This window comes from Streptomyces phaeochromogenes, from assembly GCF_001418655.1.
GTDB lineage: Bacteria > Actinomycetota > Actinomycetes > Streptomycetales > Streptomycetaceae > Streptomyces > Streptomyces phaeochromogenes.
The window spans coordinates 1-23324 of sequence record NZ_LIQZ01000105.1; the positions used below are offsets into that span (position 1 = coordinate 1).

The window sequence follows — 23324 nt, forward strand, 5'->3', positions numbered from 1 at the left end:
GCCACCGCCACCGCCACCGCCGCCACCACCACCACCGTCGACGCCGCAGGCTGGCCCGACGTCTCCGCCGTACCAGCCGCCTCACGGCTCCGCACCGCAGTGACAGCTGCCCTCGTCCGGCGGGCCCTCGACGGGCTGCCGCTGCGGGCCCGGTTCGCCGGTTTCGAAGACATCGGGCTGGGCGGGCCGCTGATCGATGTCCGCGACCCGACCGCCTTCCACGCCCGCATCGGTACCCACGGCCTGGTCGGGTTCGGCGAGTCCTACATGGCCGGAGAGTGGGACGCTCCCGACCTGGTGGCGGCCCTCACCGTGCTCGCCGGGCACGCCGCCGACCTGATCCCGGCCCCGCTGCAACGGCTGCGCGGCCTGTGGGCACCGCGCCATCCACACGACGAGCGCAACACCCCCGACGGCTCCCGCGCCAACATCAGCCGCCACTACGACCTGTCCAACGACCTGTTCGCCCTCTTCCTCGACGACACCCTCACCTACTCGTCCGCCGTCTTCCGGGGCTTCCCCGCGAGCCGGGACCGGCTCGCGGCGGCCCAGCACCGCAAGATCGACCGGCTGCTGGACCTCGCCGACGTGGGGGAGGGCACCCGGCTGTTGGAGATCGGCACCGGATGGGGCGAACTCTCACTGCGCGCCGCCGCGAGGGGCGCACGCGTCACCTCGCTCACCCTCTCCCGGGAACAGCGGGACCTGGCACGCGAGCGGGTGCGCGAGGCAGGCCTGGATGAGCGGGTCTCCATCGAGCTCTGCGACTACCGCGAGGCCCGCGGGAGATACGACGCCGTCGTCAGTGTGGAGATGATCGAGGCGGTCGGCGCGGAGTTCTGGCCGGTGTACTTCCGTGCCCTGGACGAGCGGCTGGACCCGGGCGGCCGGATGGCACTCCAGGCCATCACCATGCCGCACGACCGGATGCTCGCCTCCCGCGACACCTTCACCTGGATCCACAAGTACGTGTTCCCCGGCGGCCTCATCCCGTCCACCGAGGCGATCGAGGAGACCGCCCGCGCCCACACCGGGCTGCGCCTGGCCCGCCGCGACGCCTTCGGCGCCCACTACGCCGAGACCCTGCGCCTGTGGCGCGAGCGGTTCACCGAACGGGCCGACGAGGTCGAGGCGCTCGGCTTCGACGACGTCTTCCGCAGGCTGTGGACCTTCTATCTCGCCTACTCCGAGGCCGGGTTCAGGGCCGGCTACCTCGACGTACAGCAGTACCTCTTCACCAAGGAGAATCCCGCCCGATGAACACCACCGGCACCACCGCCCGACCATGAACGGCTTCCCGTGGAGCGCGTTCGTGCCCAACCTCGTCTGGGCCGCCGCCGCGGCGTTCGCGGTCATGCTCGTCACGTTCGCCGTCGCGGTGCGCGCGGGCGTGCACCGGATCGTGGACGTCGCCTGGGGGATCGCCTTCACGGCGGTGGCCGGCGTGACCTTCGCCCTCTCCACCGGTGAGGGCGATCTCGTACGACGGTTGCTGGTGACCTCGCTGACGGCGGTCTGGGGTCTGCGGCTCGCCGTTCACATCGGCCGCCGGGGCCGGGGCCACGGCGAGGACCCGCGCTACGAGGCGATGCTGGCCAAGGCACCCGGCAGCCGCAACGCCTACGCGCTGCGCATGGTCTACCTCCTCCAGGGCGCGCTGGTCTGGCTGGTGTCCCTGCCCGTGCAGGCCGCGCAGTACGTGCCCGGCCTGCCGTCCGCCCTCGCCTGGGCCGGTACGGCGCTGTGGGCGGTCGGGATCGGCTTCGAGGCGGTCGGGGACGCCCAACTGGCCCGGTTCCGGGCCGATCCCGCCAACCGGGGCCGGATCATGGACCGGGGGCTGTGGGCCTGGACCCGGCACCCCAACTACTTCGGGGACTTCTGCGTGTGGTGGGGCCTGTTCCTGCTCGCCTGCGATTCCCCGGGCGCGGCCCTCGTGTCCGTCGTGTCCCCGGTGGTGATGAGCCTCTTGCTGACCCGGGGCAGCGGGAAGCGGCTGCTGGAACGGCACATGGCCGACCGGCCCGGGTACGCCGAGTACCGGGCCCGCACCAGCGGGTTCTTCCCCCGCCCGCCGCGACCGAGGGGGCCGGGGCAGGCGTGACGGACCGGACCCGGGAGGATACGGCTGCCCGAGGACCACAGCACCATCCGCGCGGGTGTGTGCACGGAGACATGAGGAGCGCCTCATCGAGCCACAGGACCACACCGGACACGTTCCGTTGACGGTGCGACGGCAGCCGTCGCGCCCGAGGGCGGCCGTCCTGGTGCTGCACGGCGGCCAGGCGACGAGCGAGCGCCCCGCGCGGCCCTGGCAGCTCGCCGCGTTGCGCATGGACCCTGTCGTGCGCGCGGTGGTCACCGCACTGCCGCACCAGGACGTCCTGGTCGCCCAGGTCCGCTACCGCCTCCGAGGCTGGAACGGCGAACGAGCGGACCCGGCACGGGACACCCTGCGTGCGCTGGACGGCCTCGCCGAACTCGCCGGCCCCGTGCCGACCGTACTGCTCGGCCACTCCATGGGAGGCCGGGCGGCCCTGCGCGCCGCCGGTCACCCGCTGGTGCACGGTGTGGTCGCCCTCGCGCCCTGGTGGCCGCCGGGTGAGCCGGTGGAGCAGACTGCGGACCGGCACGTCGTCGTCCTGCACGGCGAACGGGACCGCGTGACCTCGCCCACCGAGTCGGCCGACGGCGTGCGCCGGGCACGGGACAAGGCGGCGCGGGCCGGGATGGCGGTCATCGCCGACGGAGACCACGCGATGCTGCGCCGCCACCGCTTCTGGCATCACACCATCGGCGCCGTCGTCGCCCACCTGCTCGACCCGTCCGGTGCACTCGACCCGCTGCCCGAGGCGTGCTACGGGACAGAGACCTTCCCCGTGCTCTGACCGGTCTCGCAGGCGCGGACATCCGCACCCTTGGCGAGTTCCGCGGCGAACTGCGCGCCGCTCAGCAGCGCGAGGTTCGACAGCCACAGCCAGATCAGGAAGACGACGATGCCGGAGAGCGAGCCGTACAGCCTGCTGTAGGCGCCGAGAGTCGAGGCGTACGACGAGAAGCCCGCGGAGACGGTCAGCCACAGCGCGGCGGCCAGTGCGCCGCCGGGCAGGCTGTGCCCGCGCCGACGTGCCCCGGCCGGACCGGTGTTGAAGACGACCACGACCAGCAGGGCGACCAGAAACAGCAGCACCGGCCAGCGCAGCAGGCTCCAGGCCCAGGCGGCGGTGGTGTCCACGCCGAGGGTCCGGCCGACGGCCTCCGCGAGCGGGCCGGTCAGCAGCAGGGTGAGCGAGCCGACGAGGAGCAGGCCGAGCAGCGCGAGCGCGGTCAGCGCGATGCGGGGCGCTTTGCGCCAGGGCGAACGGCGGTCCTCGACACGGTGCATGTGGTGCAGGGCGCGGCGGAAGACGGCGAGGTAACTGGAGGCCGACCACAGCGCGCTGGCCGCACCCGCCACCAACAGGGGCCAGACCGTCCCGTCCGTGCCCAGCGCGCGGGTCAGGACGGCGTGCAGCTCGGCACCGGACTGGGCCGGGGCGTACGCGGTGACGTGGGTAACGAACTCCTCGGCCGTGTCCGGGCTGATCATGCCGAACGCCAGCACGGTGGCCAGCATCGCGGGGAGCACGGCCAGGATCGCGTAGTACGTCAGCGCGGCCGCGTAGTCCGTGATGTCGTCGTTCCACAGGGACGCCGGCGTGCGCCGCAGTGCGGGCCACCAGGCCGTCGGCAGCCGTGGCCAGTGAGGCCGCCTGGGCCGACGTGCCGGGCGGACCCCGCCGGGCACGTCGGTGTACGGCTCAGCGGACATGGCGTGTTCGGTGTGGGGTGGTACTCAGGCGGACCCGTGTGTGGGCCGTGTACGGCGTCGCCGTCCGGTCGGCCTCTGCCGTCGCCGTACGAAGGGCGGGCAGGACGGCGTCCGGAGGTGTGTCCGGTTCCAGCCAGACGCGCAGACGTACCTCCAGCCGCTGTCCGCGACGGGGGAGTACCCGGGCGCGGCTGCGGGCGATGCCGGGGAGGGCCGTCACGCGTGTGGCCAGTGCCTCGGCCAGGGCCTGAGGGCGCACTGTGCAGCCGGGGGAGGGCAGGGCGAGTGGCCGGGCCCGGCCCGAACGCGACTGCCCGAGGGACCAGATCGCGAGCAGCACGGCCAGGCCGATCGACGCGGCCATGACGGTGGGCGTCCACCAGCCTTCGCCGCGCAACTGCGCGAGCCGGTCCCGGTCCAGAAGGACGGTGCCCGTACCGGCGGCGGGCCACCACGTCGGCAGCCGGTCCGCGAAGGCGGGGTCCGTGGCGGTGAGCCATGAGCCCGCCAGGAAGAGAGAGAATCCCACGGCGCCGAGGACGGTCCGGTTGACGGCGGTACGGGTGCGGGCCATCACCGGTCACCTCCTGTGGCGGATGCGAGGGCGGAGGTGGGTGTGGATCGGCCGTCACGGTCTCCCGGTGTCGCCCCGGGCGCGTCAGCCGTCGCGTCAGCCGTCGGGGTGGGCGGCTGCCAGACCGGTTCCGGAGTGACGACCACCCGCAACCGGGGGCTGCGGCGCAGATGGCAGGCGGTCAGGGCGGCTCGGGCGGCGGCCGTGGCGGCGGCGTGGGCGCCTGCCCGGTCGCCGAAGGCGAGCCCGGCCCGCACGGTGACTCGTCGGCGTCGTACCCGAACCCGTACCGCTGCGATGCCCTCCACGTCTCCCACCGCGTCGCGGATCAGGGCCTGAACCGCCGAGCGGTCCACCGCCGCGTCGACGTGATTGGCCGAGGTGCGAACGGTGGACTGGTGACGGCGGCCGGGGGAGAGGGCGAGGACGACCATCCAGATGCCGACCAGGGCCGTCAGCCCGCCCGCGACGACGACAGCCGGGTCGCCGGGTCCGTGCCCGGCCAGCCAGTACGCGGCGGACGTGCGCCAGGCCGCGGCCGGCAGGTGCGCGGCGTGCACCTGAAACATGTCGAGGGCGAGCGCACCGCAGCCCAGGGCGGCCACCGAGGTGAGGACGGCGACCGGGACGCGGCGCTGGGACCACCAGCGCCAGGGAGCGCTTGTCGCGATGGCGTCCTCGGCCGGGGACACCAGGGGCTGGGCAGAGGTCGGCGTGGCAAGCGCGATGACGCTGATGCGTGCGGCCGGTACCTCCAGCCCCGTCAGCTCCCGGGTGCGCTCCACCACATGCCGCTGAACCTCCCGCACGGTGTCGGCCAGCGGAGCCGGATAAGGCAGCGTCACCCCGAGGGACACCTCCGCCCTCCTGCCGCGTACGGACGCCGCGGCCCGGGCCGTGCGGGCGCCGCCGGGTGCGGGCAGCGCCTCGGTGGTGGCCCGCTCGGCGATCCGGCGCACCGCCCGCTCCGAGACGGTGGTGGTGCCCCGCTGCGCGGCGGCGGTCATCGACGGCTCCGCTCGAACGCGTCCCGTACGTCCTGGACACTGCCGCCGCCGTCGGCCCACCGGCCCACCACCCAGCCCAGGCCGCCGAGAGCGGCCACGAGCAGGAACGCGCCGAACCCGCCGAAGAACCCGGCGAACGCCAGGGCCATGCCCGCGACCATCCCCATGAACGGTGTACTCATGCCCATCCACCTCTCACCCGATCCACTCCTGACGGTGCCCCTGACCGGGTGCTCTACTCCACGCGGGCTTCGGCCGTGGTCCCGGGCTCGTCCTCGTCGGGCAGGTGCACGTCGTTGACCGTGACGTTCACCTCGACGACCTCAAGCCCGGTGATGCGCTCCACGGCGGAGATGACGTTCTCCCGTACGTCCTGGGCGACGTCCATGACGGACACCCCGTACTCGACGACCAGGTCGAGGTCGATGGCCGTCTGCCGCTCGCCCACCTCGACCTTCACTCCCCGCCCCACGTTGGGCCGGCCGCCGGGCACGCGGTCGCGTACGGCGCCGATGGTGCGCGAGAGGCCGCCGCCCATGTCGTACACGCCGGGGATCTCCCGGGCGGCGATGCCCGCCACCTTCACGACGACGACGTCGGCGATCGACGTCCGGCCCCGGTTCGCGGCCGGCTGGTCGGCTCCCGCCGTACCGCCGGACACGGCAGTCGTGGCCTGGGCCTGTGGCGACCTGCCGGTCTGCTGGGTGGACAGTTCCTTGGCGGCTGGTGCGGTCTGTGTGGTCATGGCGTGGCCCTCTCTGTCTTGTCCTGCCTCGTTGCTGATGTGCTCTCACTCCTTGATGTGCTCTCACTCCTTCAGACCCGGCCCGGCCGCGTCTGTGACGCGGGTACCCGGAAATACCTCGGGGCGCCACCGAAGTGGCGCCCCGAGGCCGACGGTCCGTCAGCTGGTGGGCATCAGGACGGTGTCGATGATGTAGACGTTGGCGTTGGCGGTCTTGACGTTGCCGCAGACCACCCTGGCGGAGTCGTTGACGGTGTAGGACTCGCCGGAGCCGGCGGTGGTGAGCTTCGACTTCTCCAGCGTGTCGAAGGAGCCGTTCTCCAGGTCCTTCGGGGCCAGCTTCTGGCCCACCACGTGATAGGTGAGGATCTTCGTCAGCTGGGCCTTGTCGTTCAGGACCTTGTCCAGGGTCGCCTTGGGGATCTTCGCGAAGGCGTCGTTGGTCGGCGCGAACACGGTGATGTTCTGTGCGTTGTTGAGGGTGTCGACGAGCCCGGCCTTCTTCACCGCCGTGACCAGCGTGGACAGGGCGGGGTTGTTGGACGCGGCGGTGGCCACCGGGTCCTGGGCCATGCCGTCGAAGGAACCGGCGCCGTCCTTCGGAACCGCGGAACAGGCCGTACCGAAGGGCTGGTCGGCCGTGGAGGCATCGCCGGAGCTGCCCATGCCGTCGTCGGCCGCCGGGGCCGACGCCTTGGTGGAGGAGTCCGACTTGGCGGAGTCGCCGCTGTCGTCCGAGCAGGCGCTCAGGGTCAGCGGGAGCACTGCGGCGGCGGCCACGGTCATGGCGACACGGCGGATACGGGTGTTCATGGTGTTTCTCCTGTTGGTCGGCGCGGCTGTAGCCGCGCTCGTACGGGGGTGGGAAAGGTGGCTCGGGGTGTCACTCGGCGGTGACGACGACGGAGTGCCATCCACTGGCGCCGTCGGGGATGGTCCGCGCGCGCTTCTCGGTCTGCACCCGGCCGTCGCGGTCGGTGGCGCGAACGGTGAGGGTGTGACCGCCCTTGGCGGCCTGCCAGGCGAAGGACCACTGGCGCCAGGTGTCGCGCGAGTCCTCCGCCGCCAGCCGGGCCTCCTCCCAGGGGCCGTCGTCGACGCGGATCTCGACCTTGTCGATGCCGCGGTGCTGGGCCCAGGCGACCCCGGCGACCATGACCGTGCCTGCCTTGGGGCGGGCGAAGGGCTTGGGGGTGTCGATGCGGGACTGCGTCTTGATCGGTGCCTTGCGGGCCCAGTCGCGCTCGACCCAGTACGGGTCGTAGGCGTCGAACGTGGTGAGCTCGATGTCCTTGATCCACTTGCAGGCGGAGACGTAGCCGTAGAGGCCGGGCACGACCATGCGGACAGGGAAGCCGTGTTCGAAGGGCAGCGGTTCGCCGTTCATCCCGAGGGCGAGGAGGGCGTCGCGGCCGTCCATCACGTCCTCGACCGGGCTGCCGGTCGTCATGCCGTCCACCGAGCGGGCCACCAACTGGTCCGCCGGGCCTCCTTTCGAGGGCGCCTTCACCCCGCACTCGGCCAGCAGATCCGCCAGTCGTACGCCGATCCAGCGGGCGTTGCCGACGTACGGGCCGCCGACCTCGTTCGACACGCAGGTGAGCGTGATGTCGCGTTCGATCAGCTCGCGCCGCAGAAGGTCGTCGAAGGTGAGGGTGACCGGCCGGGTGACACCTTCGCCGTGGATGCGCAGCCGCCATTGCGTCGCGTCGACCTTGGGCACCACGAGGGCGGTGTCGACGCGGTAGAAGTCATCGTTGGGTGTGACGAAGGGGCTGACCCCGGGGAGCCGCAGCTGGGCACCCTTGGGTACGGCCCGGGCAGGGGAGCCGGGCGCGGGCAGCACCAGGTTCGTTCGGGAGGCGACCGCGTCCCGGCCGCTCGAACCGCTCAGGGAGCGGCCGAGCAGCCCGGCTCCGGCGGACGCGACCGCTGCGGCGCTCGCCGCGATCACGAAGCCGCGGCGGTCCCATCCCTCGTCGGACGCCGGTGCGCCGGGCGCGGGTTCCGGGGGCGTGAGGCAGCCCACCAGGACGTACAGCAGTACAGCTCCGACGGCGGCGCCGGCCACGGACGGCAGCGCGTCGGCGACACCGGTCGAGTCGGGCCTGCCGGTCGCGGCGACCGCGCCGACTGCTCCGAACAGCAGCACGCCGGCTGCCCCGGTGCGCCGGAACCGCAGCGCGGCAATTCCCAGCGCCGGCGCGAAAAGTGCCAGTACCGCGAGAATTCCCAGCTGCAGAACCAGTTTGTCGTCGCTGCCGAAATTGCGGATCGCCCAGTCCTTCACCGCGGCGGGCGTACGGTCGATCGCCGCGCCGCCGACCGCGACAACCGGACCGGCCTGCGGACGTCCTCCGCCTGCCACCAGTTCGGCGACCGCGAGCGCCGCGAAACCTGCCAACGCGCCGCTGAGCGCGCCCAGCAGCGGCCGGGTCGGGCTGCTGCGGCGGCATCCGCTCCGTGGTTCCTGCTCGTTCTCGGTCACGGGGGGAATCCGGCTCCGAAAGCCGCGCGGATTGGTCGCTCCCACGATCGGATGAATTTCGTTTTCCGACCAATCCGCGCCCGCTTCGGCTACGGATTGCGAATTAAAGAGGTACCCAAAGAGGTCCCTTGCCGTCCGGCCGTGGAGCGGAAACGCATGGTGCTGCCGCGCATCGGAGCCTTCCTGCCCCGTGCCGGCGCCGCCCGCCCCGCATCCGTACGGTCCTGGTTTCCCGAAGTTCTCCGTAACGGGGACGGCGCCGCGGTGTCCAACCTTCAGAAGACCGGACGAGAGGAGCCGCCCAGTGGTGGGGGCCCGCACACAGAGCGAACCACCGGACACCCGGGCCGACACGACGGCCCCGGACGACGCCCTGCTGGCGGTCCGTGCCGCGGAGGGGGACGAGGACGCCTTCGCCGTGCTCGTGCAACGCCACGCGGCGGCGCTGATCCGCCTCGCCACGAGTCTGCTCGGGACCGGCGCCGAGGCGGAGGACGCCGTACAGGACGCCTTCCTCAGCGCCTGGCGGCGGCTGCCTGAGTTCCAGGGGCGTTCCTCCTTCGGCACCTGGATGTACCGGATCGTCACCAACCGCTGCCTGAGCGTGCTGCGGGCCCGCAAGCCCGTGGCACCGCTGGAGGCGGCGGGTGACGTGCCAGCGGCCGAACACGCCACCTCTCCGGCCCGGATCACCGAGGGCCGCGACGCGGTCCGCGAACTGCGGGAGGCCCTCGACCTGCTCTCGGCCGAACAACGGGCCTGCTGGGTACTGCGGGAACTGGACGGCCGGTCCTACGAGTTCGTCGCGGACGCGGTCGGCATCAGCCAGGAGGCCGTCCGTGCCCGTGTCTTCCGCGCACGCCGTCGTCTCACACAAGCACTGGGGGCCTGGCGATGACCGACCGCACCGACCCGTCGAACAGCGCGTTCACCCACGCTGACGACGAACTCCTGCCGTGCGGACGGCTGGTGTCGCGGACCTGGGACGACTGGGAACAGCAGACCGACGACGCACACCTGCGGTCCTGCCCGCACTGCCGGGACGCCGTGCGGGGACTGGACGACCTGGAGTCCGTGGTGCGCGGCCTGCGAGCGGAGTCGGCGGACACCTCCGCCTACGACGCCGAGCCGCTGACCCGGCGGATCATGGACGTCGTACGCCTCGAACTACGCCCGGGCCGCCCCCTGCCCCTCGGCGAACCCGCCGAGGATCTGTGGATCATGGAGGCCGTCGCGGCCCGCGCACTGCGCGCGGCGGCCGAGACGGTCGCGGGCGTCCGGGCGGGTTCCTGCCGCCTCGTCGACGCCCGCGTTGACGGGACAGACGGCACATGCGATTCCGGCGGGGTCCGCCTCGACATCCACGCCCCGGTGGGTGTCTCCCTGCCGGAACTCACCGACCGGGTACGCGCCCGTGTGTGGGAGGCCGCGGACCGCGAACTGGGCGTGGTCCTGGCGTCCGTGGACATCCGTGTCACCGACCTCGTCGCCGGTACGGCCGACGACGGCCAGGAAGGTCGTACGCCATGACCGCGCACCACGAGATCACAGCGCACGCGAAGCTCGTCGAGGAAGTCGCCACGGCTGTCCAGGCTGTGCCGGGAGTGGCCTTCCTCAGGCCGGGTCTGGCCGACCGGCTGCGCTCCGCGCCGGCACGGCCCACGCCAGGTACCGGCGGGGCACCTCCGGCCGGAGTGCGCATGACCCGGCCGGACGGCGAGGGCCCGTGGCACGTCGAGATCCACGTCGTCGCGCTTCGGCGGGCCAGGACCCTGGACGTGGCCCGCCTCGTCCGGAGCGCCGTCGAGCACCGCCTGGACTCCCTGGTGCCCGCGCAGCAGACGCCGCGGGTCACCGTGACGGTCACGGGCCTCGTCTGACGCCGGATCACCGGATCGGGCCCGGCCTCCTCCGGCAGCCGTCCCGGCACACGCTGTGCCGGGACGGCCGTGCGGTGAGCGGTACGCACCGCCGCCGGCCGGGCACCGGTCCGTGGGCCGGCCGCAGCGGTCCCGGCGTGATCGGGTCCGGTCGGTGCGGTAGGGCCCGTCTCCCAGGGCAGGGCCGTGGACGGCCGGGCCTCGCCGTCGCCGGTCTGACCCGGTCGGCCGTTCAGTCGTTCAGCCAGGGAAGGTCATCAGGGCGAGCGGGGCGGATGTGGGCTGCTTGGAGCCGCCGCCGGGTTCGACGGTGATGCCCATGCCCGACGCCTTGTCGACGGTGCCCTGCATCAGGAGGGCCTGGTCACTGCGGTCGGGGTCCATCAGGCCGGCGGACCGCATGGTCCCGCCGTCGTCGAACCAGAGCTGGTAGACCTTCCCGCCGGGAGGACGGGCCATCCCGGAGGCGACGAACACGGCCTTGTCCCGGCTGTGGGAGACGACGACAGTACCGGTGGCGCCGTCGGCCAGCTTGGCGGCCCGGGTCCTGGCGTCCGGCGCGGCCAGTACGGCGGCCACCTCGTCCGCCGCCTGCTCGGTGCGGCGCGCCTGGTCGCGGGCGTCCTCGGCTCGCTGGTGCTGCCACACGGCCGTCCCGCCGAGCGCCGTGGCCGCCGCCAGGCAGGCGGCGAGCGCCCACCTGGACAGTACCCGGGCCCGCAGACGGGCCCGGAGGGGGAGGGCCTGGGCCCGCTTGCCGGGCGTCTCCTGCCGGACCGCGGTGATCCGGCGCAGCACCTGTTCGCGCAGCACCGGACGGGGTGCCGTGGCGACGGCGAGTCCCAGGCGAGCCGCGGTCGCGCTCAGCTCGGCCGTCTCCTGCGCACACGCTTCGCAGCCCGGCAGGTGGCGCTCGAACGCGGCACTCTCCTCGTCGGACAGAGCGTGCAGTGCGTAGGCGCCCGTCAGCTGGTGCAGATCGATGGTCGTCACGCGGTCACCCCCAGGCAGTCGCGCAGCCGGATGAGCCCGTCACGCAGTCGGGTCTTGACGGTCCCCAGCGGAACCGCCAGCGCCTCCGCCACCTCGCGGTAGGTCAGCCCCCGGTAGTACGCCAGGGTGACGGCCTGATGCTGGAGCTCGGTCAGCGTGCGCAGACAGCGCCGTACCTGTTCCCGCTCCAGCCGTGCCTCGACGTGCTCGGCCACCTCGTCGTACTCGGGCAGTTGGTCCAGCAGCGCGGCCTTGTGCTCCCGGGCGGCAGCGGCGTCCACCGAGCGCACCCGGTCCACCGCCCTGCGGTGCGCCAGGGTGAGGATCCAGTTGATGGCCGTACCGACGTCGGGCCGATAGCGGGGAGAGGTCCGCCACACCTCCACGAGAACCTCCTGCGCCACTTCCTCCGACTGAGCCTGATCGCGCAGCACGGCGCGCACCACACCCGTCACCGGACTCACCACGGCGTCGTAGACACCGGCGAACGCGTCCTCGTCGCCCAGAGCCACACGGCTCACCAACTCCTGCAAGTCAGGCCCCGCCGAGGGATTTCTACTGATCTGCACTACTTCTTTCACCGAGGGCCTCCACGGTCGGGACATGTCCGGGCGTAATCCGTTCCCGCCGAGAGCTTGGATTGGTTGCACTGACGAGGAAATCGCAGGTGACGTGGGAGAACCCGGACGGCACAGCAACGATCACCGAGTCTCACCGGTGCGCCAGGAGCTCCGCCGCTCACGCTTCGGTCGGTGACTGCCATGCCTTCGACCCGCCCCGAGCGAGGCCGCACGAAGGCATGGCCGGATCGGAAGGCTTCGGGCCGCACTGTGCGGCACGGCCCGGAAGCGTTCTCCTGGGACTGTGCTGGTGAGGTGTGGCTGGACGAGTCCGTCCTGTCGATCAAGGTTGGCGGTGCCAGGCCGTCATGAGGTACTCGTGACTGTCCCGTGAGTTCCGGTCGAGCTGCGATGCTTCCGGATGTTGCTGGTCGCAGGGGGCCGTACGGGTGACTGTCAGGCCCCTCGGACGGAGTAGTGCCAGGGCCCCGTGGCGGGTTCGCTCCTATCGTGGAACCGCTCACTGACGGTCGGCGCCGAGGCAGGCAGCACATGAGGGAACCGCAGATCGACTATGCGGCGGTTTTCCGGGCCCTGCCCGGCATGGTGGCGCTGCTCACCCCCGACCTGGACTACGTCGACGCCAACGACGACTTCCAGCGGCTGTCCGGGCGCACCCGCGAGCAGCTGCTGGGCCGCTACATCTTCGATGTCTTCCCCGAGAACCCCAACGAGCCGGCCGCGGCCGGCATGCGGGAGACCGAGGCATCGATGCGCCGCGCGGCGACCACCGGTGAGCGCGACACGATGGCGCTGATCCGCTACGACATCGAGGACCCCACGCGGCCCGGCCATTGGCAGGAGCACTACTGGAGCCCGGTCAACGCACCCGTCCTCGGCCCCGACGGGCAGGTGGCGCTGATCGTGCACCGGGTGGAGGAGGTCACCGAACTCATCCGCGCATTCGGACGCCCCGGCGGCGACAGCAGGGCCCGCGTGCTGGAGTCCGAGCTGTACACGAGGGCCAGAGAACTGCAGGAGGTCAACGAACGTCTGCGCAAGGCGCACGCCCGCGACCGTGAGGTCGCGCTGGCCCTGCAGGCGGCGATGCTGCCGCCACCCGGCCCGACCGGGCCGCACGTAACTGCCGTGCGCTATCGGCCCGCCGTCGGAGCATTGAACGTGTGCGGCGACTGGTACGACCTGGTCGACCTGCCCGGCGAGAGCCTCGCGGTAGCCGTGGGTGACGTCGTCGGCCACGGCCTGGGGGCTGCCTGCGTCATGGGACAGCTGCGCAGCGCCCTGAGCGCGGCCTGCCGAGTCGCCGAGGGCCCGGCCCAGGCGCTGGATGCCCTCGGCCTGTACGCCCGCTCCGTCGAGGGCGCCGAATCGACCACCGCGGCGACGACGTTCGTCGACTGGGGCGACCACTCCATCACCTACAGCTGCGCCGGACACCCTCCGCCCGCGCTGCTCCGCCCCGACGGAACCGTGATCTTCCTCGACCGGGCCACCGACCCGCCGCTCGGCGCCCGGCCCGAACACATCCCCCGCGCCCAGGCCCGCACGCCTTTCAGTGAGGGCGCCACCCTTGTCCTGTACACGGACGGCCTGATCGAGCGCCGCACCGAGGACATCGACACGGGGCTGGCCCGACTCGCCGACGCCCTCACCCGCCACCGTCGGCTGGACCCCGAGGCCCTGGCCGACGCCCTCCTGGCCGACCTCCTCCCGTCAAACGGCAACGCGGACGACACCGCGCTGGTCGTCATCCCCCTGTGACTCCGATCGCAGGACCGTGACGCGCCGGCGGACACCCTGGACAAGGAACTCGAGCCGACGCAGGCGGAGCGCCGGCAACTGGTCACCGCCGCGATCGGCTGGGGTCGCAGTGACAGCGAGATCGCTGTCCGCGCCAGGCTGCCCCGGCGGGCGGTGCACAAGCTCCGCACCGCAGAGTAGGTGTCCCGTCTCCGTCGATACGGTCTGCGTCTCAAACCCCTTGTGTCAGAAGCTGTCTTCCTTTGCGTCGCCTTGTATCGAGGGTTTGACACAAGATCCCGCACCAGGGCATCTTGTACTCACCACTTGATACAAGATGATCTGGGGGGATCTCCATATGCTCGACACCGTCCCGCTCCAGTCCCGGTTCCTCGAACACGCCGACCACTACGCCCGCTGGTCCGGTCTGGGCGTCGGCGTCGTGGCCGCACAGCAGTTGGTCACCATGGAGAGCGACGACATCACGATGCCCCTCGTGTTCGCCATCACCGCTTTCGGCCTGTGTGCGGTGGGCGGTGTCCTGCTCGGTGACGCCCTGACCCTGCGTCCCCAGGAAGCCGTACGCACCGCGAGTCTCGCCCCGCGCCTGGTCCGAGCCCACGTGCCGCCCCGTATGACGCCCCTGCTTCTCCTGCAGGCGGTCTCCCTCACCATCCTGCTGGTGATCGGTGTGGTCACGGCATCCTCCGACCCGGGCCGGATAGGCGGAGCAGGGCGTGTCATGACCGTCACCTGCGAAGGGATACGCACTTCCCTCGGCCCCTGGCCGGGCCTGTACTACAGCGGCCCGATGTTCGCCGCCCTCGCGGTCGGAACCCCCGCCTGCGTCTGGGCCCTGCGCCGTATCGCCCACGGGCCGGGCAACGACCAGCAGCGCCGTGACCGCGCGTGGGCGATCACCGGAGCCTGGGGGCTGCTGGTGTCGAGCCAGGTACTGCTCGTCGTTCTGATGATCTTCGTCGCGCTGACGGAGAATGCCTGCGCCGGCCCGCTTGGCGCCGCCACCATCGTGGTGATCTGCCCCCTGGGCCTGCTGAGCATGTTCACCTTCGGATGGTCTCTGATCACCGTGGTGGCACCCCGGGCGGTCGACGACGAGGCAGCCGACAATGGGACTTTCGACGATGAGTGACCCCGCCGTCCGCGTCGACACCACCAGCCAGGTGCCGCCGTACGAGCAGATCCGCGCCCAGCTGGCCGCGCTTATCCGCACCGGCCGGCTGACCGAGGGCGAGCGCCTGCCGACCGTGCGCCAGCTCGCCGCCGACCTGGGCCTGGCGCCGGGCACCGTGGCCCGCGCCTACCGCGAGCTGGAGGCCGCCGAGCTGATCCGCACCCGCCGTGGCGCGGGTACCCGGGTAGCGGCACTCCCGTCCGAGCCGCACGCGCACGATGCCGACCAACTCGCCACTCTGGCCCGGCACTTCACCTCCGCCGCCCGAGCGCTCGGCGCCGACACCGAGGCCATCCTGACCGCCGTCCGCGACGCCCTGGACCCGGGGCCCGCCTCCTCTTCGGCCACCGCCGGCAGCGGAGCAGGTGGCCCCAAGACGGCCGAGGCGTCGGCGCAAGTCACAGGCGTGAGGAACAAGCTTGAGCAGCAGACGTAGGTAACAGACGTAACAGGCACGGGTAACAGTGGGTGATGAGCCACTGTTACGCCACGGCGCGACCACTGAAACAGCAGGGCCGGACCAGCTCAATTGAGACGGCATCCGGCGTCCCCCGCCCAGGACCACATCACCCGAGACTCCCGGCGCCCCCATGCCCCAGCTGAACTGGTCGCCGCAGGTCAGGGGTCCGACTCGAAGTCAGATCATTTAAGACGGGACAGTAGGTAATCGGCCCATCTTCGCTGTCACGAACAGATCAGTGGCTCACCTTTGCTGACACCAACTGTCGTCGATCCATCTTCAGCGGCAAGCGGCCCAAGAACGCTGTCGCAGGACAACCGTCCGGGACCCGTTCACTTCACTCTGCAGACTCGGCGGGAAAGCGCAGGCAGAAAGGGAACGGGCAGGCGGGTTGGATCCTGCCTTCCGCCATCCGCTTGCTACCACCCTGCTACCATGCTGGTGTGACTACCGGGAAGAAGCAGACGCAGGTCCGGCTTGAAGAGGAAGTGCTCGCGGCCGGCAAGGCTGCCGCGGCCGCCCGCCGACTGGACTTCAACAAGTACGTGGAGCGGCTCATCATTGAGGACACCACCGGTGCCCGCGCCGCCGGTATGGCCGCGGCTCAGCGACTCATCGACGACCACGGCATGTTCCTCGACGATCTGGAGCAGCAGCTCGACGCTCCGTACGCCGAGCCGCGGCCGGGCGCCGCCGCGTGATCCTGCACGTCGACGAATCCTGGATCCTCGAAGTGGCGGAACGGGCCGGCCACCGCGACCCGGCCGCCGACGACTACGGCGTCCCCATCGCCGCCGTCGCCCGCCACCGCGGCGAACTCCTCGACACACCCGTCTACGACGGCGCCTACTCCCGCGCCGCCGCCCTGGTGCACACCCTGGGCCGATGCCGCTGGCTGGAGCGCTCCAACCTCACCGTCGCCTGTGCCGCCGCAGTCATGTATCTCGAGGCCAGCAACATCCCCGTCAATCCCACCCGCGAACAGCTCACCGCACTCGCCCACGAGCTGAACAACCCGCGCTGCAGCGCCGCCCGGATCACCTCCTTCCTGCGCACCTGGAAGCCCTGAGCCCGAACCGGATGATGATCGCCTCAGGTCGCCCGCAGCTTCTGGAGCCGGTGGAGAGCGGTGGCCCACGGGTGCGCTGCGAGCCGCCGATCTGAGTTCGGTGGCCAAGGCGGCGCTAGTTGGGGTGTGGCAGCAATTGCGGGGAGCCGTCGCAGTGGGTACCGGAGCTGTTCGATTCCTCCGTGAGCGCCGGGGGTGCCTTCCCGGTTCGAGCCGTGCCCTCCCGCCGGCGCGGTTGTCCCTCGCGATCCCAGTAGTACTGGTGGATCCAGACCTGTCGCAGGATCTCCCTGTCGCAATATCCGCAGACGGGGTGGGGGCATCGGACGCCCGGGCCGAGGCGAGAAGTTTCTGCCCGTCCCCGCCGAACTCCTCGGCACGTTCGCGCAGCAACTTTCTCGATCTCGACTTTCCGGCCGTATCGTTTGGCCCAGTCGGGCTGGATCAGCGGCAGCAGTCGGTTGGGATCGGCCTTGGCGATCTCCTCCAGCGCAGCCCGCACACTCTCGCCCGCCACCTCCAGTCGGCTCAACCGCTGCCAGGACATGGATGGCATCTACGCTGTCGGCCCCGCCCCTTGAGCAGCCCGGCCGCCACCAGGCGGTCTGATGAGGGGTTTGGGTGTCCGTCTGGAGGCGCCTGGGGGTGTACGTCCTCGGATCTTCTTTCAGCAGGTGCCCGAGGGCAAGACAGCCAACAACCGCCTGCGCCTGGACGTACGCGCTGCACCCGACGTGCACGGCGACGAGCGGATGGCCGCGCTCGAAGCGGAGTGCGAGCGCCTTGTCGGTCTCGGCGCCACCCGCTTGCGCCGCGACGAGCCGACGCCTCTGCCGGCGCAAGCTACATCGTGATGGCTGACCCGGAGGGAAACGAGTTCTGCTTGGACTGAACGAGGGGGAACTTCACCCCGGTGAGGTCTTCGGAGACGACCCACAGCCGCTGCTGGACGGCTGCCTCGTACGACTGTGGGCTGGAGGTGACCAGCCGGGGGTGGCCCTTGACCTCGTTGCGTCCGCCGGGACCGTAGTACTGGCCGCCGAGCGCGGCGGGGTCGGTGGCCGCGCGCAGGGTCGGCAGCGCGCCCATCGCCGGCGTCTGGGTGATCAGCGGCGCGAGCCAGGTGAGCGGAAGCCGGAGGGCCGCGGGGGTGTTGCGGGCGAGTTCGGTGCTGGACATGCCGGGGTGCGCGGCCAACGCGACGGTGGTGCCGTGCGTGGCGAGCCGGCGCTGCAGCTCGTACGTGAACATCAGGTTGGCCAGCTTGGACTGACCGTAGGCGCCGACCCGGCCGTACGACCGCTCCCACTGCAGGTCGTCGAAGTGGATCGCGGCCCGGATGCGGTGGCCGGTGCTGCTGACCGTCACCACGCGCGAGCCGGGCACCGGCAGCATCAGGTCCAGCAGCAGCCCGGTGAGCGCGAAGTGGCCGAGGTGGTTGGTGCCGAACTGCATCTCGAAGCCGTCCCGGGTGGTCTGCTTCGGGGTGTACATCACGCCGGCGTTGTTGATCAGCAGGTCGATTCGGTCGAGCCGGGACCGCAGCGCCGCCGCCGCGGTCCGGACGGAGTCGAGCGAGGTCAGGTCCAGCGCCTGCACGGTCACGTCGCCGGTCATGCGGGCCGCGGCCTGCTCGCCCCTCTCGACGTTGCGCACGGCGAGCACCACGGACGCCCCGCGCTCGGCGAGCGCCTTGGCGGTCTCGTACCCCAGTCCGGTGTTGGCCCCGGTCACCACGGCCACGCGCCCGCGCTGGTCCGGAATGTTCTCCGTCGTCCACTTCTCGCTCATGTCAGGCTCCCAATCAGGTAACGTACCGTAGGTATCTTGTGTCGATGACGTTAAAGTACTTTCGGTACGTTGTCAACGTACCGACGGTACCTAAGTTAGGCTGGTGATCGTGACTTTCCAGCGGGCGCGAACCGAAGAGCAGCGGGAGATCCGCCGACGGGCGATCCTCGACATGGCGTCGGCGATGCTCGACGAGATGCCCGTGGCCGCGGTCACTCTGAACGAGCTCAGTCGCCGGGTAGGCCTGGCGAAGCCGAACGTGCTGCGCTACTTCGAGTCGCGCGAGGCGGTGCTGCTGGAACTGCTGGACCAGTTCCTGCAGGAGTGGCTGACGGAACTGGCAGACGAGTTGGCCGCCGGCATCGACGAAGAGCTACCCATGGCCGAGCGGGCGGCAGCGGTGGCCGAGATCCTCAGCCGCTCACTCTCCGGCCGAGTGGTGCTGTGCGACCTCTTCGGCGCGCAGGGCAGCGTCCTGGAACACAACGTCTCCGTCGAGGTCGTGGCACGCTACAAGCGCGCCTCCCTGGACCGCCTGACAACCATGACCGCCCTGATCCAGAAGTACCTGCCGGAGCTGGGCGAGAACGCGACACTGTTCAGCCTGCAAACCGTGGTCATGGCCGGCGCGCTGTCGGCGTACAGCACACCCCCACCCAGCCTGCAGGCGGCCTACCAGGCCGAGCCCGAGCTGGCCCGCTTCCACCTGGAGCTGAAGGACTCGTTGAAGCTGGCCCTGACCGCAGCCCTCCTGGGCGTGCTACCCCGCCGCTGACCTGCGTTGCACCGGACAGGCCAGAACCTCTGTACTTCTTGCGCTCGGACGCTGGAGGGGCCGGGGCGCCCAAGATCGAGCCGCCGGCTCTTCCTCGGGCCCGGCGGCTGAGCCGTCACGCCGACGGCGGCGGCAGCGCCCGGCGGACCTGGTCGACCGAGGTGTGCAGAGCCGCAGCGAGCGCGGCCGTTTCGGGCACGCTCACCCTGCTCGACGGCGGCGTAGAGACTGCGGCTGATGCCCAGCGCGGCAGTGACGTCGTCCTGGGGCAGCCTCAGTCGCGCGCGGCGTGACGAGCATGACCGGTGTTCCGGGTGCCGGCAACTGCAGCACGTCGACGCCGAGCATGGCCGCCAGCTCCTGCACCGCCTTCGCCTGCGGCTCGGTCCGGCGGGACCGTGACCACGACTTCACCGGACGCCACGTCGCGGTGATCGGAACGGGCGCGAGCGTGGCTCAGTTCGTTCCCCACCTGGCCGAACAGGCCGAAAAGCTCTACGTGTTCCAGCTGACACCACACTGGGTGACGCCTCGCGGCGATGCGGAGATCCCTTCGCGTCGGCGTCGTCTCCGTCTCGGTCGGATGCCCCTCGTGCAGCGGCTGCGACGCTGGGCGACGTACTGGGAGTTCTGGACACTGGCCCGGGGGTTCCTCGGACACCCCGAGGTCGTCGAGTGCCACCGGCAGCGAGCGCTGGACTTCATCAAGGAGTCCGTATCCGATGAGACGATGAGGGCAGTGCCGACGCCCGACTACGCCCCCGGGTGCAAGCGCCGGTTCGTTTCGGACGACTGGTTCCCCGCGCTTCAGCGCAGCAACGTCGAACTGGTCACGACCGGCCTGCGCGAGATCACGACGGACGCGGTCGTCGCGGCGGACGGCTCACCGGGCCCGGTCGACAGGATCGTCATGGGACGGCGCCGCCACGAAGCTCGGCATCGCGACCTCGGCGTTCTCGAACTTCTTCATGATGCTGGGCCCGAACACCGAACTCGGGCACAACTCGATGGTGTTCATGATCGAGGCCCAGGCCCGCTACATCGTCGGCGCCATCAAGCACGCACATGTGAGGAGGACAGGGGCTCTCGAACTGCGCCCGGAGGTTCAGGCGAGCGCCTACGGACAGACTCAGCGGTCGATGAGGAAGGCCGTCTGGGTATCCGGCGGTTGCCGCAGCTGGTACCGGTCGGCGGACGGCCGCATCGACACGCTGTGGCCGGGTACGACTGTCTCCTACTGGTGGCAGTCGAAGCGATTCAAGCCCGGTGACTATCGGGTTACGGAGGAGGAGACAGCGAGCGGGACGGTGTAGACGCTCACAGGCCGGGCCTGTTGACTATGGACCCCGCCCCACTGGGCAGGAGCGACGCCGTTCCGGCACGTCATGGATGCGGCTTGATCGGAAGGTATCCGTACGCAGATGCGACTTGTGCTCATCGGCCCTCCTGGCGCAGGCAAGGGCACCCAGGCGGCGATCCTCCGCAAGGATTTCGGTATCCCTCACATCTCCACCGGCGATCTGTTCCGCGAACACGTCAGCCGTCGGACAGCACTGGGGCAGGACGCCCAGCGGTATCTCGACACGGGTGAACTGGTCCCCGATCACATCACGGGCGAGGTGATCCGCCGACGGCTGGCGGAATCGGACGCGCAGCGGGGCTTCCTCCTCGACGGCTTCCCGCGAACCGTGCAACAAGCGGAGGAACTTGAGTCGATGCTCCCCGATGTGGAGGGCGGGATCGACGCCGTACTGGAGTTCACCGCCCCCGAAGACGTCGTGGTGAGCAGGCTGTTGAGCCGTGGCCGCGCGGACGACACCGAGCAGGTCATCCGGAACCGGCAACAGGTCTACCGCAACCAGACCGCCCCGCTCCTCGCCTACTACGCCACCAGGCTGCTGACGATCCATGCCGTCGGCTCCGCCGAGCAGATCGGCGAGCGGGTGCTGACGGCCTTGGAGGAACGGGGCCTCGTAGCGAGTCAGGGCGAGAGTGGTGCGCGGCCTTGACACGGGTCCGCCCTTCACATGTCCCGGCAGAGATCGGCCTGCTCCCTGACCTGCGGCGCTGAGTTGGCAGGGGCTCGTGCAGGTCGGATCTCGTTGTTCCACATGCGAAACACGGTGCACTTGCCGCTCTTGTCGAGCGTCACCGCCCAGAGGTTGGCGAAGGCGCCCAGCTCTTCGTAGCGGCCGGTACCTTCGATCGCTGCTGTGTCACCGTTGACGGTGAGGATGGACCAGCGGTGGGGCTCGATGAGTGATGCCATCGAGCCCCACCGCCCGGCTCCCGGAGGGGTCTCAGGCAGGCCTTGTGGGGCGGTCGGTCACAGGGTGAGTTCCTTGGTGATGCGGTCGAGCATGAAGGCCGAGGACTCGTGGGCGCGTTCCTCCCAGGCGAAGACGCACGCGGTGGCCACGCCGTCGAAGTTGAGGTCGCGCAGGGTGCCGAAGAAGGTGTCCCAGTCGACCTCGCCCTGGTCGATGTCGAGGTGCTGGTGGATGCGGGCCGTGGTGCCGGGCGGGTTGAGGATGTAGCGCAGGCCGGAGGAGCCCTTGTGGTTGAAGGAGTCGGCGATGTGCACGTGCTGGAGCTTGTCCCCGGCGTAGCGCATCATCTTCGCGATGTCCGCCCCGACTTCGGAGGCTCCGGAGAGGTGGAAGGAGTGCGGGGCGCAGTAGAGGTAGTTCACCCAGGGCTTGTTGATCGCCCGGACGAGGTCGACGGCGGGGGTGTTCTCCTCGCAGAAGTCGTCCGGGTGGGCCTCGAGGTTGAGGGCGATGCCCTCGCGCTCGAAGACGGGCAGCAGCTCGTCCATGGAGCGCCAGAAGGCGGCCTCGCTCGCGGCGGCCTGCTCGGGGCGGCCGTTGAACTCCGAGTTCATCAGGGGGCATCCGAGATCGGCGGTGATCTCGATCATGCGCTTCCAGTAGCGGACGGCGGCCTGTCGCTCGGTCTCGTCCGGCGAGGACCACTTGTACAGAGGGAGCACGGAGGACAGCTTGATGCCGTGTGTGCGCAGGGAGTTCTTCAGCGCGGCTATGCGTTCGTCGTCGGCGCGCGGGTGCAGGAAGAAGGGCATGAAGTCGTCGCGGGGTGACAACTCGATGTGTTCGTAGCCGAGTTCGGCGACCGTACGCACCATGTCGTCGATGGGCAGGGCGCGGAACATGTACGGGTCGAGGGCGATCTTCATGCGGTGCCTCCGTAGAGTGCGGGCCGGGGCTTGAGGTCGGTGGCGATGACGTGGCCCGACTCCAGGGCCTCGACGGTCGCGCTGGTGATGACGGTGGCCGCGTAGCCGTCCCATGCCGAGGGGCCGGTGGGTTCGTTGCCGGCGGCGATTCCCGCGATCCACTCGCGGAACTCGGTGTCGAAGGCGTCCGAGAATCGGCCCACCCAGTCCGTGAGGACCTCCGTGCTGTGCTGTCCGGCGCTGCGCAGGCCGACCGAGGCCGGGTCGGGCAGGCGGACCAGGCCCTCCTCGCCGACTGCCTCGCACTGGATGTCGTAGCCGTACTGGCAGTTGACGAAGACCTCCAGGTCGATGCGGACGCCCTTGGCGGTCTCGAAGAGCATGATCTGCGGGTCCTTCAGGTGGGTGAACCGCTTGCTCGTGGCGCGCGGGGTGATCACCTGGGTGGAGACGATCTCGTCGTCGAGCAGCCAGCGCAGTACGTCCACCTCGTGCACGGCTGTGTCCAGGGCGGCCATGGCGGAGGTGTACGACTGCGGGACGGTCGGGTTGCGGTGGGCGCAGTGCACGATCAGCGGCTCACCGATGCGACCGGCGTCGATGATCTGCTTCATCTGCCGGTATCCGGCGTCGTAGCGGCGCATGAAGCCGACCTGGACCAGGCGGCGGCCGTGGGCCGTCTCCGCCTCGACGATCTTCAGGCAGTCCTCGGCCGTCGTGGCCAGCGGCTTCTCGCAGAACACCGGTTTCCCGGCGGCTACCGCGTTCAGTACGTGTTCGGCGTGGGTCGGGCCCCACGACGTCACGAGGACCGCGTCGACGTCGTCCGCCGCGATCACGGCTGCGCCGTCGGCCAGCACCCGGGCACCGACCGGCGCCGCTGCCTCCTCGGCGCGGGCTGCGTCGATGTCGGTGACCGCGGTGACACGGGCGCCTGTGACGGTGTGGGTGAGGCGCCGGATGTGCTCCTTGCCGATCCCGCCGACGCCGATGACGCCTACGCGCACAGTCATGGTTGG

Annotated in this window: 26 protein-coding genes and 2 pseudogenes; 15 read left to right on the plus strand and 13 right to left on the minus strand. The window is 70.8% G+C overall.

The genetic code is table 11. The annotated features are described in order from the left end of the window. The 3 genes from AOK17_RS14765 to AOK17_RS14775 all read left to right on the plus strand — a co-directional run. Positions 1 to 1260, plus strand: a 1260-nt coding sequence (locus AOK17_RS14765) for an SAM-dependent methyltransferase (RefSeq protein WP_055612905.1), incomplete at its 5' end; no start/stop codon positions are given. A gap of 25 nt (positions 1261 to 1285) precedes the next feature. Next, positions 1286 to 2104 carry a DUF1295 domain-containing protein gene (locus tag AOK17_RS14770; RefSeq protein ID WP_055612906.1) on the plus strand — a complete coding sequence of 273 codons (819 nt, stop codon included), beginning with the start codon at positions 1286 to 1288 and terminating at the stop codon, positions 2102 to 2104. Between the two features lie 118 nt (positions 2105 to 2222). After that, the gene (locus AOK17_RS14775) at positions 2223 to 2888 is read left to right on the plus strand and encodes an alpha/beta fold hydrolase (protein ID WP_055612907.1); all 666 of its coding nucleotides are present in this window, start codon (positions 2223 to 2225) and stop codon (positions 2886 to 2888) included. On the opposite strand, the gene AOK17_RS14780 is transcribed toward AOK17_RS14775, so the two are convergent. From AOK17_RS14780 to AOK17_RS14810, 7 genes are all read right to left on the minus strand, one after another. After that, positions 2858 to 3811 carry a YihY/virulence factor BrkB family protein gene (locus AOK17_RS14780; RefSeq protein WP_055612908.1) on the minus strand — a complete coding sequence of 318 codons (954 nt, stop codon included), beginning with the start codon at positions 3809 to 3811 and terminating at the stop codon, positions 2858 to 2860. The two genes, AOK17_RS14775 and AOK17_RS14780, sit on opposite strands and share 31 nt — an antisense overlap. After that, entirely contained in the window at positions 3801 to 4385 is a 585-nt protein-coding gene (locus AOK17_RS14785; RefSeq protein WP_055612909.1) for a hypothetical protein, read from the minus strand. Before AOK17_RS14785 ends, AOK17_RS14780 begins: the two co-directional genes overlap by 11 nt. Then, entirely contained in the window at positions 4385 to 5392 is a 1008-nt protein-coding gene (locus AOK17_RS14790) for a DUF6286 domain-containing Asp23/Gls24 family envelope stress response protein (protein ID WP_055612910.1), read from the minus strand. Before AOK17_RS14790 ends, AOK17_RS14785 begins: the two co-directional genes overlap by 1 nt. After that, entirely contained in the window at positions 5389 to 5574 is a 186-nt protein-coding gene (locus AOK17_RS14795; RefSeq protein WP_157881328.1) for a hypothetical protein, read from the minus strand. The genes AOK17_RS14790 and AOK17_RS14795 overlap by 4 nt, the downstream gene beginning before the upstream one ends. Positions 5575 to 5627: 53 nt before the next feature. Further along, positions 5628 to 6137, minus strand: coding sequence for an Asp23/Gls24 family envelope stress response protein (locus AOK17_RS14800; RefSeq protein ID WP_055612912.1), 510 nt, complete (start codon positions 6135 to 6137; stop codon positions 5628 to 5630). A gap of 159 nt (positions 6138 to 6296) precedes the next feature. After that, positions 6297 to 6950 carry a fasciclin domain-containing protein gene (locus AOK17_RS14805; RefSeq protein WP_055612913.1) on the minus strand — a complete coding sequence of 218 codons (654 nt, stop codon included), beginning with the start codon at positions 6948 to 6950 and terminating at the stop codon, positions 6297 to 6299. Positions 6951 to 7020: 70 nt separating this feature from the next. Beyond that, complete coding sequence (locus tag AOK17_RS14810; protein WP_055612914.1) at positions 7021 to 8625, minus strand: sulfite oxidase; 1605 nt, start codon at positions 8623 to 8625, stop codon at positions 7021 to 7023. A 304-nt stretch (positions 8626 to 8929) separates the two neighbouring features. Between AOK17_RS14810 and AOK17_RS14815 the strand changes: the two genes are divergently transcribed. From AOK17_RS14815 to AOK17_RS14825, 3 genes are read left to right on the plus strand one after another with little or no spacing between them, the layout of a single operon-like run. Continuing rightward, the gene (locus AOK17_RS14815; protein ID WP_055612915.1) at positions 8930 to 9523 is read left to right on the plus strand and encodes an RNA polymerase sigma factor; all 594 of its coding nucleotides are present in this window, start codon (positions 8930 to 8932) and stop codon (positions 9521 to 9523) included. After that, positions 9520 to 10155 (plus strand): hypothetical protein, encoded by a 636-nt coding sequence (locus AOK17_RS14820; RefSeq protein WP_055612916.1) that lies wholly within the window; start codon positions 9520 to 9522, stop codon positions 10153 to 10155. The genes AOK17_RS14815 and AOK17_RS14820 overlap by 4 nt, the downstream gene beginning before the upstream one ends. Further along, positions 10152 to 10505 carry a hypothetical protein gene (locus AOK17_RS14825; RefSeq protein ID WP_055612917.1) on the plus strand — a complete coding sequence of 118 codons (354 nt, stop codon included), beginning with the start codon at positions 10152 to 10154 and terminating at the stop codon, positions 10503 to 10505. The genes AOK17_RS14820 and AOK17_RS14825 overlap by 4 nt, the downstream gene beginning before the upstream one ends. A gap of 240 nt (positions 10506 to 10745) precedes the next feature. Here AOK17_RS14825 and AOK17_RS14830 read toward each other — a convergent pair whose 3' ends face one another. After that, positions 10746 to 11498: an anti-sigma factor gene (locus tag AOK17_RS14830; protein WP_055612918.1), complete on the minus strand. Its 753-nt coding sequence runs from the start codon at positions 11496 to 11498 to the stop codon at positions 10746 to 10748. After that, positions 11495 to 12079: an ECF RNA polymerase sigma factor SigK gene (sigK, locus tag AOK17_RS14835; protein ID WP_055612919.1), complete on the minus strand. Its 585-nt coding sequence runs from the start codon at positions 12077 to 12079 to the stop codon at positions 11495 to 11497. The genes AOK17_RS14830 and sigK overlap by 4 nt, the downstream gene beginning before the upstream one ends. 531 nt (positions 12080 to 12610) lie before the next feature. Here sigK and AOK17_RS14840 point away from each other — a divergent pair. The 6 genes and pseudogenes from AOK17_RS14840 to AOK17_RS48430 form a co-directional block, all read left to right on the plus strand. Beyond that, a complete protein-coding gene (locus AOK17_RS14840) occupies positions 12611 to 13840 on the plus strand; it encodes a PP2C family protein-serine/threonine phosphatase (protein ID WP_055612920.1) in 1230 nt (409 codons plus the stop codon). Between the two features lie 337 nt (positions 13841 to 14177). Next, positions 14178 to 14972, plus strand: a complete 795-nt coding sequence (locus AOK17_RS14845; RefSeq protein ID WP_206190763.1) for a hypothetical protein — start codon at positions 14178 to 14180, stop codon at positions 14970 to 14972. After that, positions 14965 to 15339, plus strand: a pseudogene (locus AOK17_RS14850) (GntR family transcriptional regulator); the annotation flags it as partial. The gene AOK17_RS14845 and the pseudogene AOK17_RS14850, both read left to right, overlap by 8 nt. A gap of 578 nt (positions 15340 to 15917) precedes the next feature. Next, positions 15918 to 16175, plus strand: coding sequence for a hypothetical protein (locus tag AOK17_RS14855; RefSeq protein WP_245697158.1), 258 nt, complete (start codon positions 15918 to 15920; stop codon positions 16173 to 16175). Then, positions 16172 to 16543, plus strand: a complete 372-nt coding sequence (locus AOK17_RS14860; protein WP_055612924.1) for a hypothetical protein — start codon at positions 16172 to 16174, stop codon at positions 16541 to 16543. The genes AOK17_RS14855 and AOK17_RS14860 overlap by 4 nt, the downstream gene beginning before the upstream one ends. 629 nt (positions 16544 to 17172) lie before the next feature. Continuing rightward, positions 17173 to 17435, plus strand: a pseudogene (locus tag AOK17_RS48430) (VOC family protein); the annotation flags it as partial. Here AOK17_RS48430 and AOK17_RS14865 read toward each other — a convergent pair. Next, positions 17387 to 18334: an SDR family NAD(P)-dependent oxidoreductase gene (locus tag AOK17_RS14865; protein WP_055612925.1), complete on the minus strand. Its 948-nt coding sequence runs from the start codon at positions 18332 to 18334 to the stop codon at positions 17387 to 17389. The pseudogene AOK17_RS48430 and the gene AOK17_RS14865 sit on opposite strands and share 49 nt — an antisense overlap. A gap of 109 nt (positions 18335 to 18443) precedes the next feature. Here AOK17_RS14865 and AOK17_RS14870 point away from each other — a divergent pair, with 109 nt between their 5' ends. The 3 genes from AOK17_RS14870 to AOK17_RS14880 all read left to right on the plus strand — a co-directional run bounded on the left by AOK17_RS14870 (position 18444) and on the right by AOK17_RS14880 (position 21118). Next, positions 18444 to 19109: a TetR/AcrR family transcriptional regulator gene (locus AOK17_RS14870; RefSeq protein ID WP_055612998.1), complete on the plus strand. Its 666-nt coding sequence runs from the start codon at positions 18444 to 18446 to the stop codon at positions 19107 to 19109. 968 nt (positions 19110 to 20077) lie between these two features. Beyond that, the gene (locus AOK17_RS14875) at positions 20078 to 20422 is read left to right on the plus strand and encodes a hypothetical protein (RefSeq protein ID WP_055612926.1); all 345 of its coding nucleotides are present in this window, start codon (positions 20078 to 20080) and stop codon (positions 20420 to 20422) included. Positions 20423 to 20530: 108 nt separating this feature from the next. Then, complete coding sequence (locus tag AOK17_RS14880; protein ID WP_055612927.1) at positions 20531 to 21118, plus strand: adenylate kinase; 588 nt, start codon at positions 20531 to 20533, stop codon at positions 21116 to 21118. Positions 21119 to 21132: 14 nt separating this feature from the next. Here AOK17_RS14880 and AOK17_RS14885 read toward each other — a convergent pair whose 3' ends face one another. The 3 genes from AOK17_RS14885 to AOK17_RS14895 are packed head-to-tail and all read right to left on the minus strand — an operon-like array spanning position 21133 to position 23318. Next, positions 21133 to 21378, minus strand: a complete 246-nt coding sequence (locus AOK17_RS14885) for a hypothetical protein (protein ID WP_055612928.1) — start codon at positions 21376 to 21378, stop codon at positions 21133 to 21135. Between the two features lie 57 nt (positions 21379 to 21435). Continuing rightward, positions 21436 to 22305 carry a sugar phosphate isomerase/epimerase family protein gene (locus tag AOK17_RS14890; protein ID WP_055612929.1) on the minus strand — a complete coding sequence of 290 codons (870 nt, stop codon included), beginning with the start codon at positions 22303 to 22305 and terminating at the stop codon, positions 21436 to 21438. After that, the gene (locus AOK17_RS14895; protein ID WP_055612930.1) at positions 22302 to 23318 is read right to left on the minus strand and encodes a Gfo/Idh/MocA family oxidoreductase; all 1017 of its coding nucleotides are present in this window, start codon (positions 23316 to 23318) and stop codon (positions 22302 to 22304) included. The genes AOK17_RS14890 and AOK17_RS14895 overlap by 4 nt, the downstream gene beginning before the upstream one ends. Positions 23319 to 23324: the final 6 nt, after the last annotated feature.

Coding starts and splice junctions, on each gene's coding strand:
- AOK17_RS14770 (WP_055612906.1), top strand. CDS start 1,286: ATGAACGGCTTCCCGTGGAGCGCGTTCGTGCCCAACCTCGTCTGGGCC.
- AOK17_RS14780 (WP_055612908.1), bottom strand. CDS start 3,811: ATGTCCGCTGAGCCGTACACCGACGTGCCCGGCGGGGTCCGCCCGGCA.
- AOK17_RS14785 (WP_055612909.1), bottom strand. CDS start 4,385: ATGGCCCGCACCCGTACCGCCGTCAACCGGACCGTCCTCGGCGCCGTG.
- AOK17_RS14790 (WP_055612910.1), bottom strand. CDS start 5,392: ATGACCGCCGCCGCGCAGCGGGGCACCACCACCGTCTCGGAGCGGGCG.
- AOK17_RS14795 (WP_157881328.1), bottom strand. CDS start 5,574: ATGAGTACACCGTTCATGGGGATGGTCGCGGGCATGGCCCTGGCGTTC.
- AOK17_RS14800 (WP_055612912.1), bottom strand. CDS start 6,137: ATGACCACACAGACCGCACCAGCCGCCAAGGAACTGTCCACCCAGCAG.
- AOK17_RS14805 (WP_055612913.1), bottom strand. CDS start 6,950: ATGAACACCCGTATCCGCCGTGTCGCCATGACCGTGGCCGCCGCCGCA.
- AOK17_RS14820 (WP_055612916.1), top strand. CDS start 9,520: ATGACCGACCGCACCGACCCGTCGAACAGCGCGTTCACCCACGCTGAC.
- AOK17_RS14825 (WP_055612917.1), top strand. CDS start 10,152: ATGACCGCGCACCACGAGATCACAGCGCACGCGAAGCTCGTCGAGGAA.
- AOK17_RS14840 (WP_055612920.1), top strand. CDS start 12,611: ATGAGGGAACCGCAGATCGACTATGCGGCGGTTTTCCGGGCCCTGCCC.
- AOK17_RS14845 (WP_206190763.1), top strand. CDS start 14,178: ATGCTCGACACCGTCCCGCTCCAGTCCCGGTTCCTCGAACACGCCGAC.
- AOK17_RS14865 (WP_055612925.1), bottom strand. CDS start 18,334: ATGAGCGAGAAGTGGACGACGGAGAACATTCCGGACCAGCGCGGGCGC.
- AOK17_RS14875 (WP_055612926.1), top strand. CDS start 20,078: ATGATGCTGGGCCCGAACACCGAACTCGGGCACAACTCGATGGTGTTC.
- AOK17_RS14880 (WP_055612927.1), top strand. CDS start 20,531: ATGCGACTTGTGCTCATCGGCCCTCCTGGCGCAGGCAAGGGCACCCAG.
- AOK17_RS14885 (WP_055612928.1), bottom strand. CDS start 21,378: ATGGCATCACTCATCGAGCCCCACCGCTGGTCCATCCTCACCGTCAAC.
- AOK17_RS14890 (WP_055612929.1), bottom strand. CDS start 22,305: ATGAAGATCGCCCTCGACCCGTACATGTTCCGCGCCCTGCCCATCGAC.
- AOK17_RS14895 (WP_055612930.1), bottom strand. CDS start 23,318: ATGACTGTGCGCGTAGGCGTCATCGGCGTCGGCGGGATCGGCAAGGAG.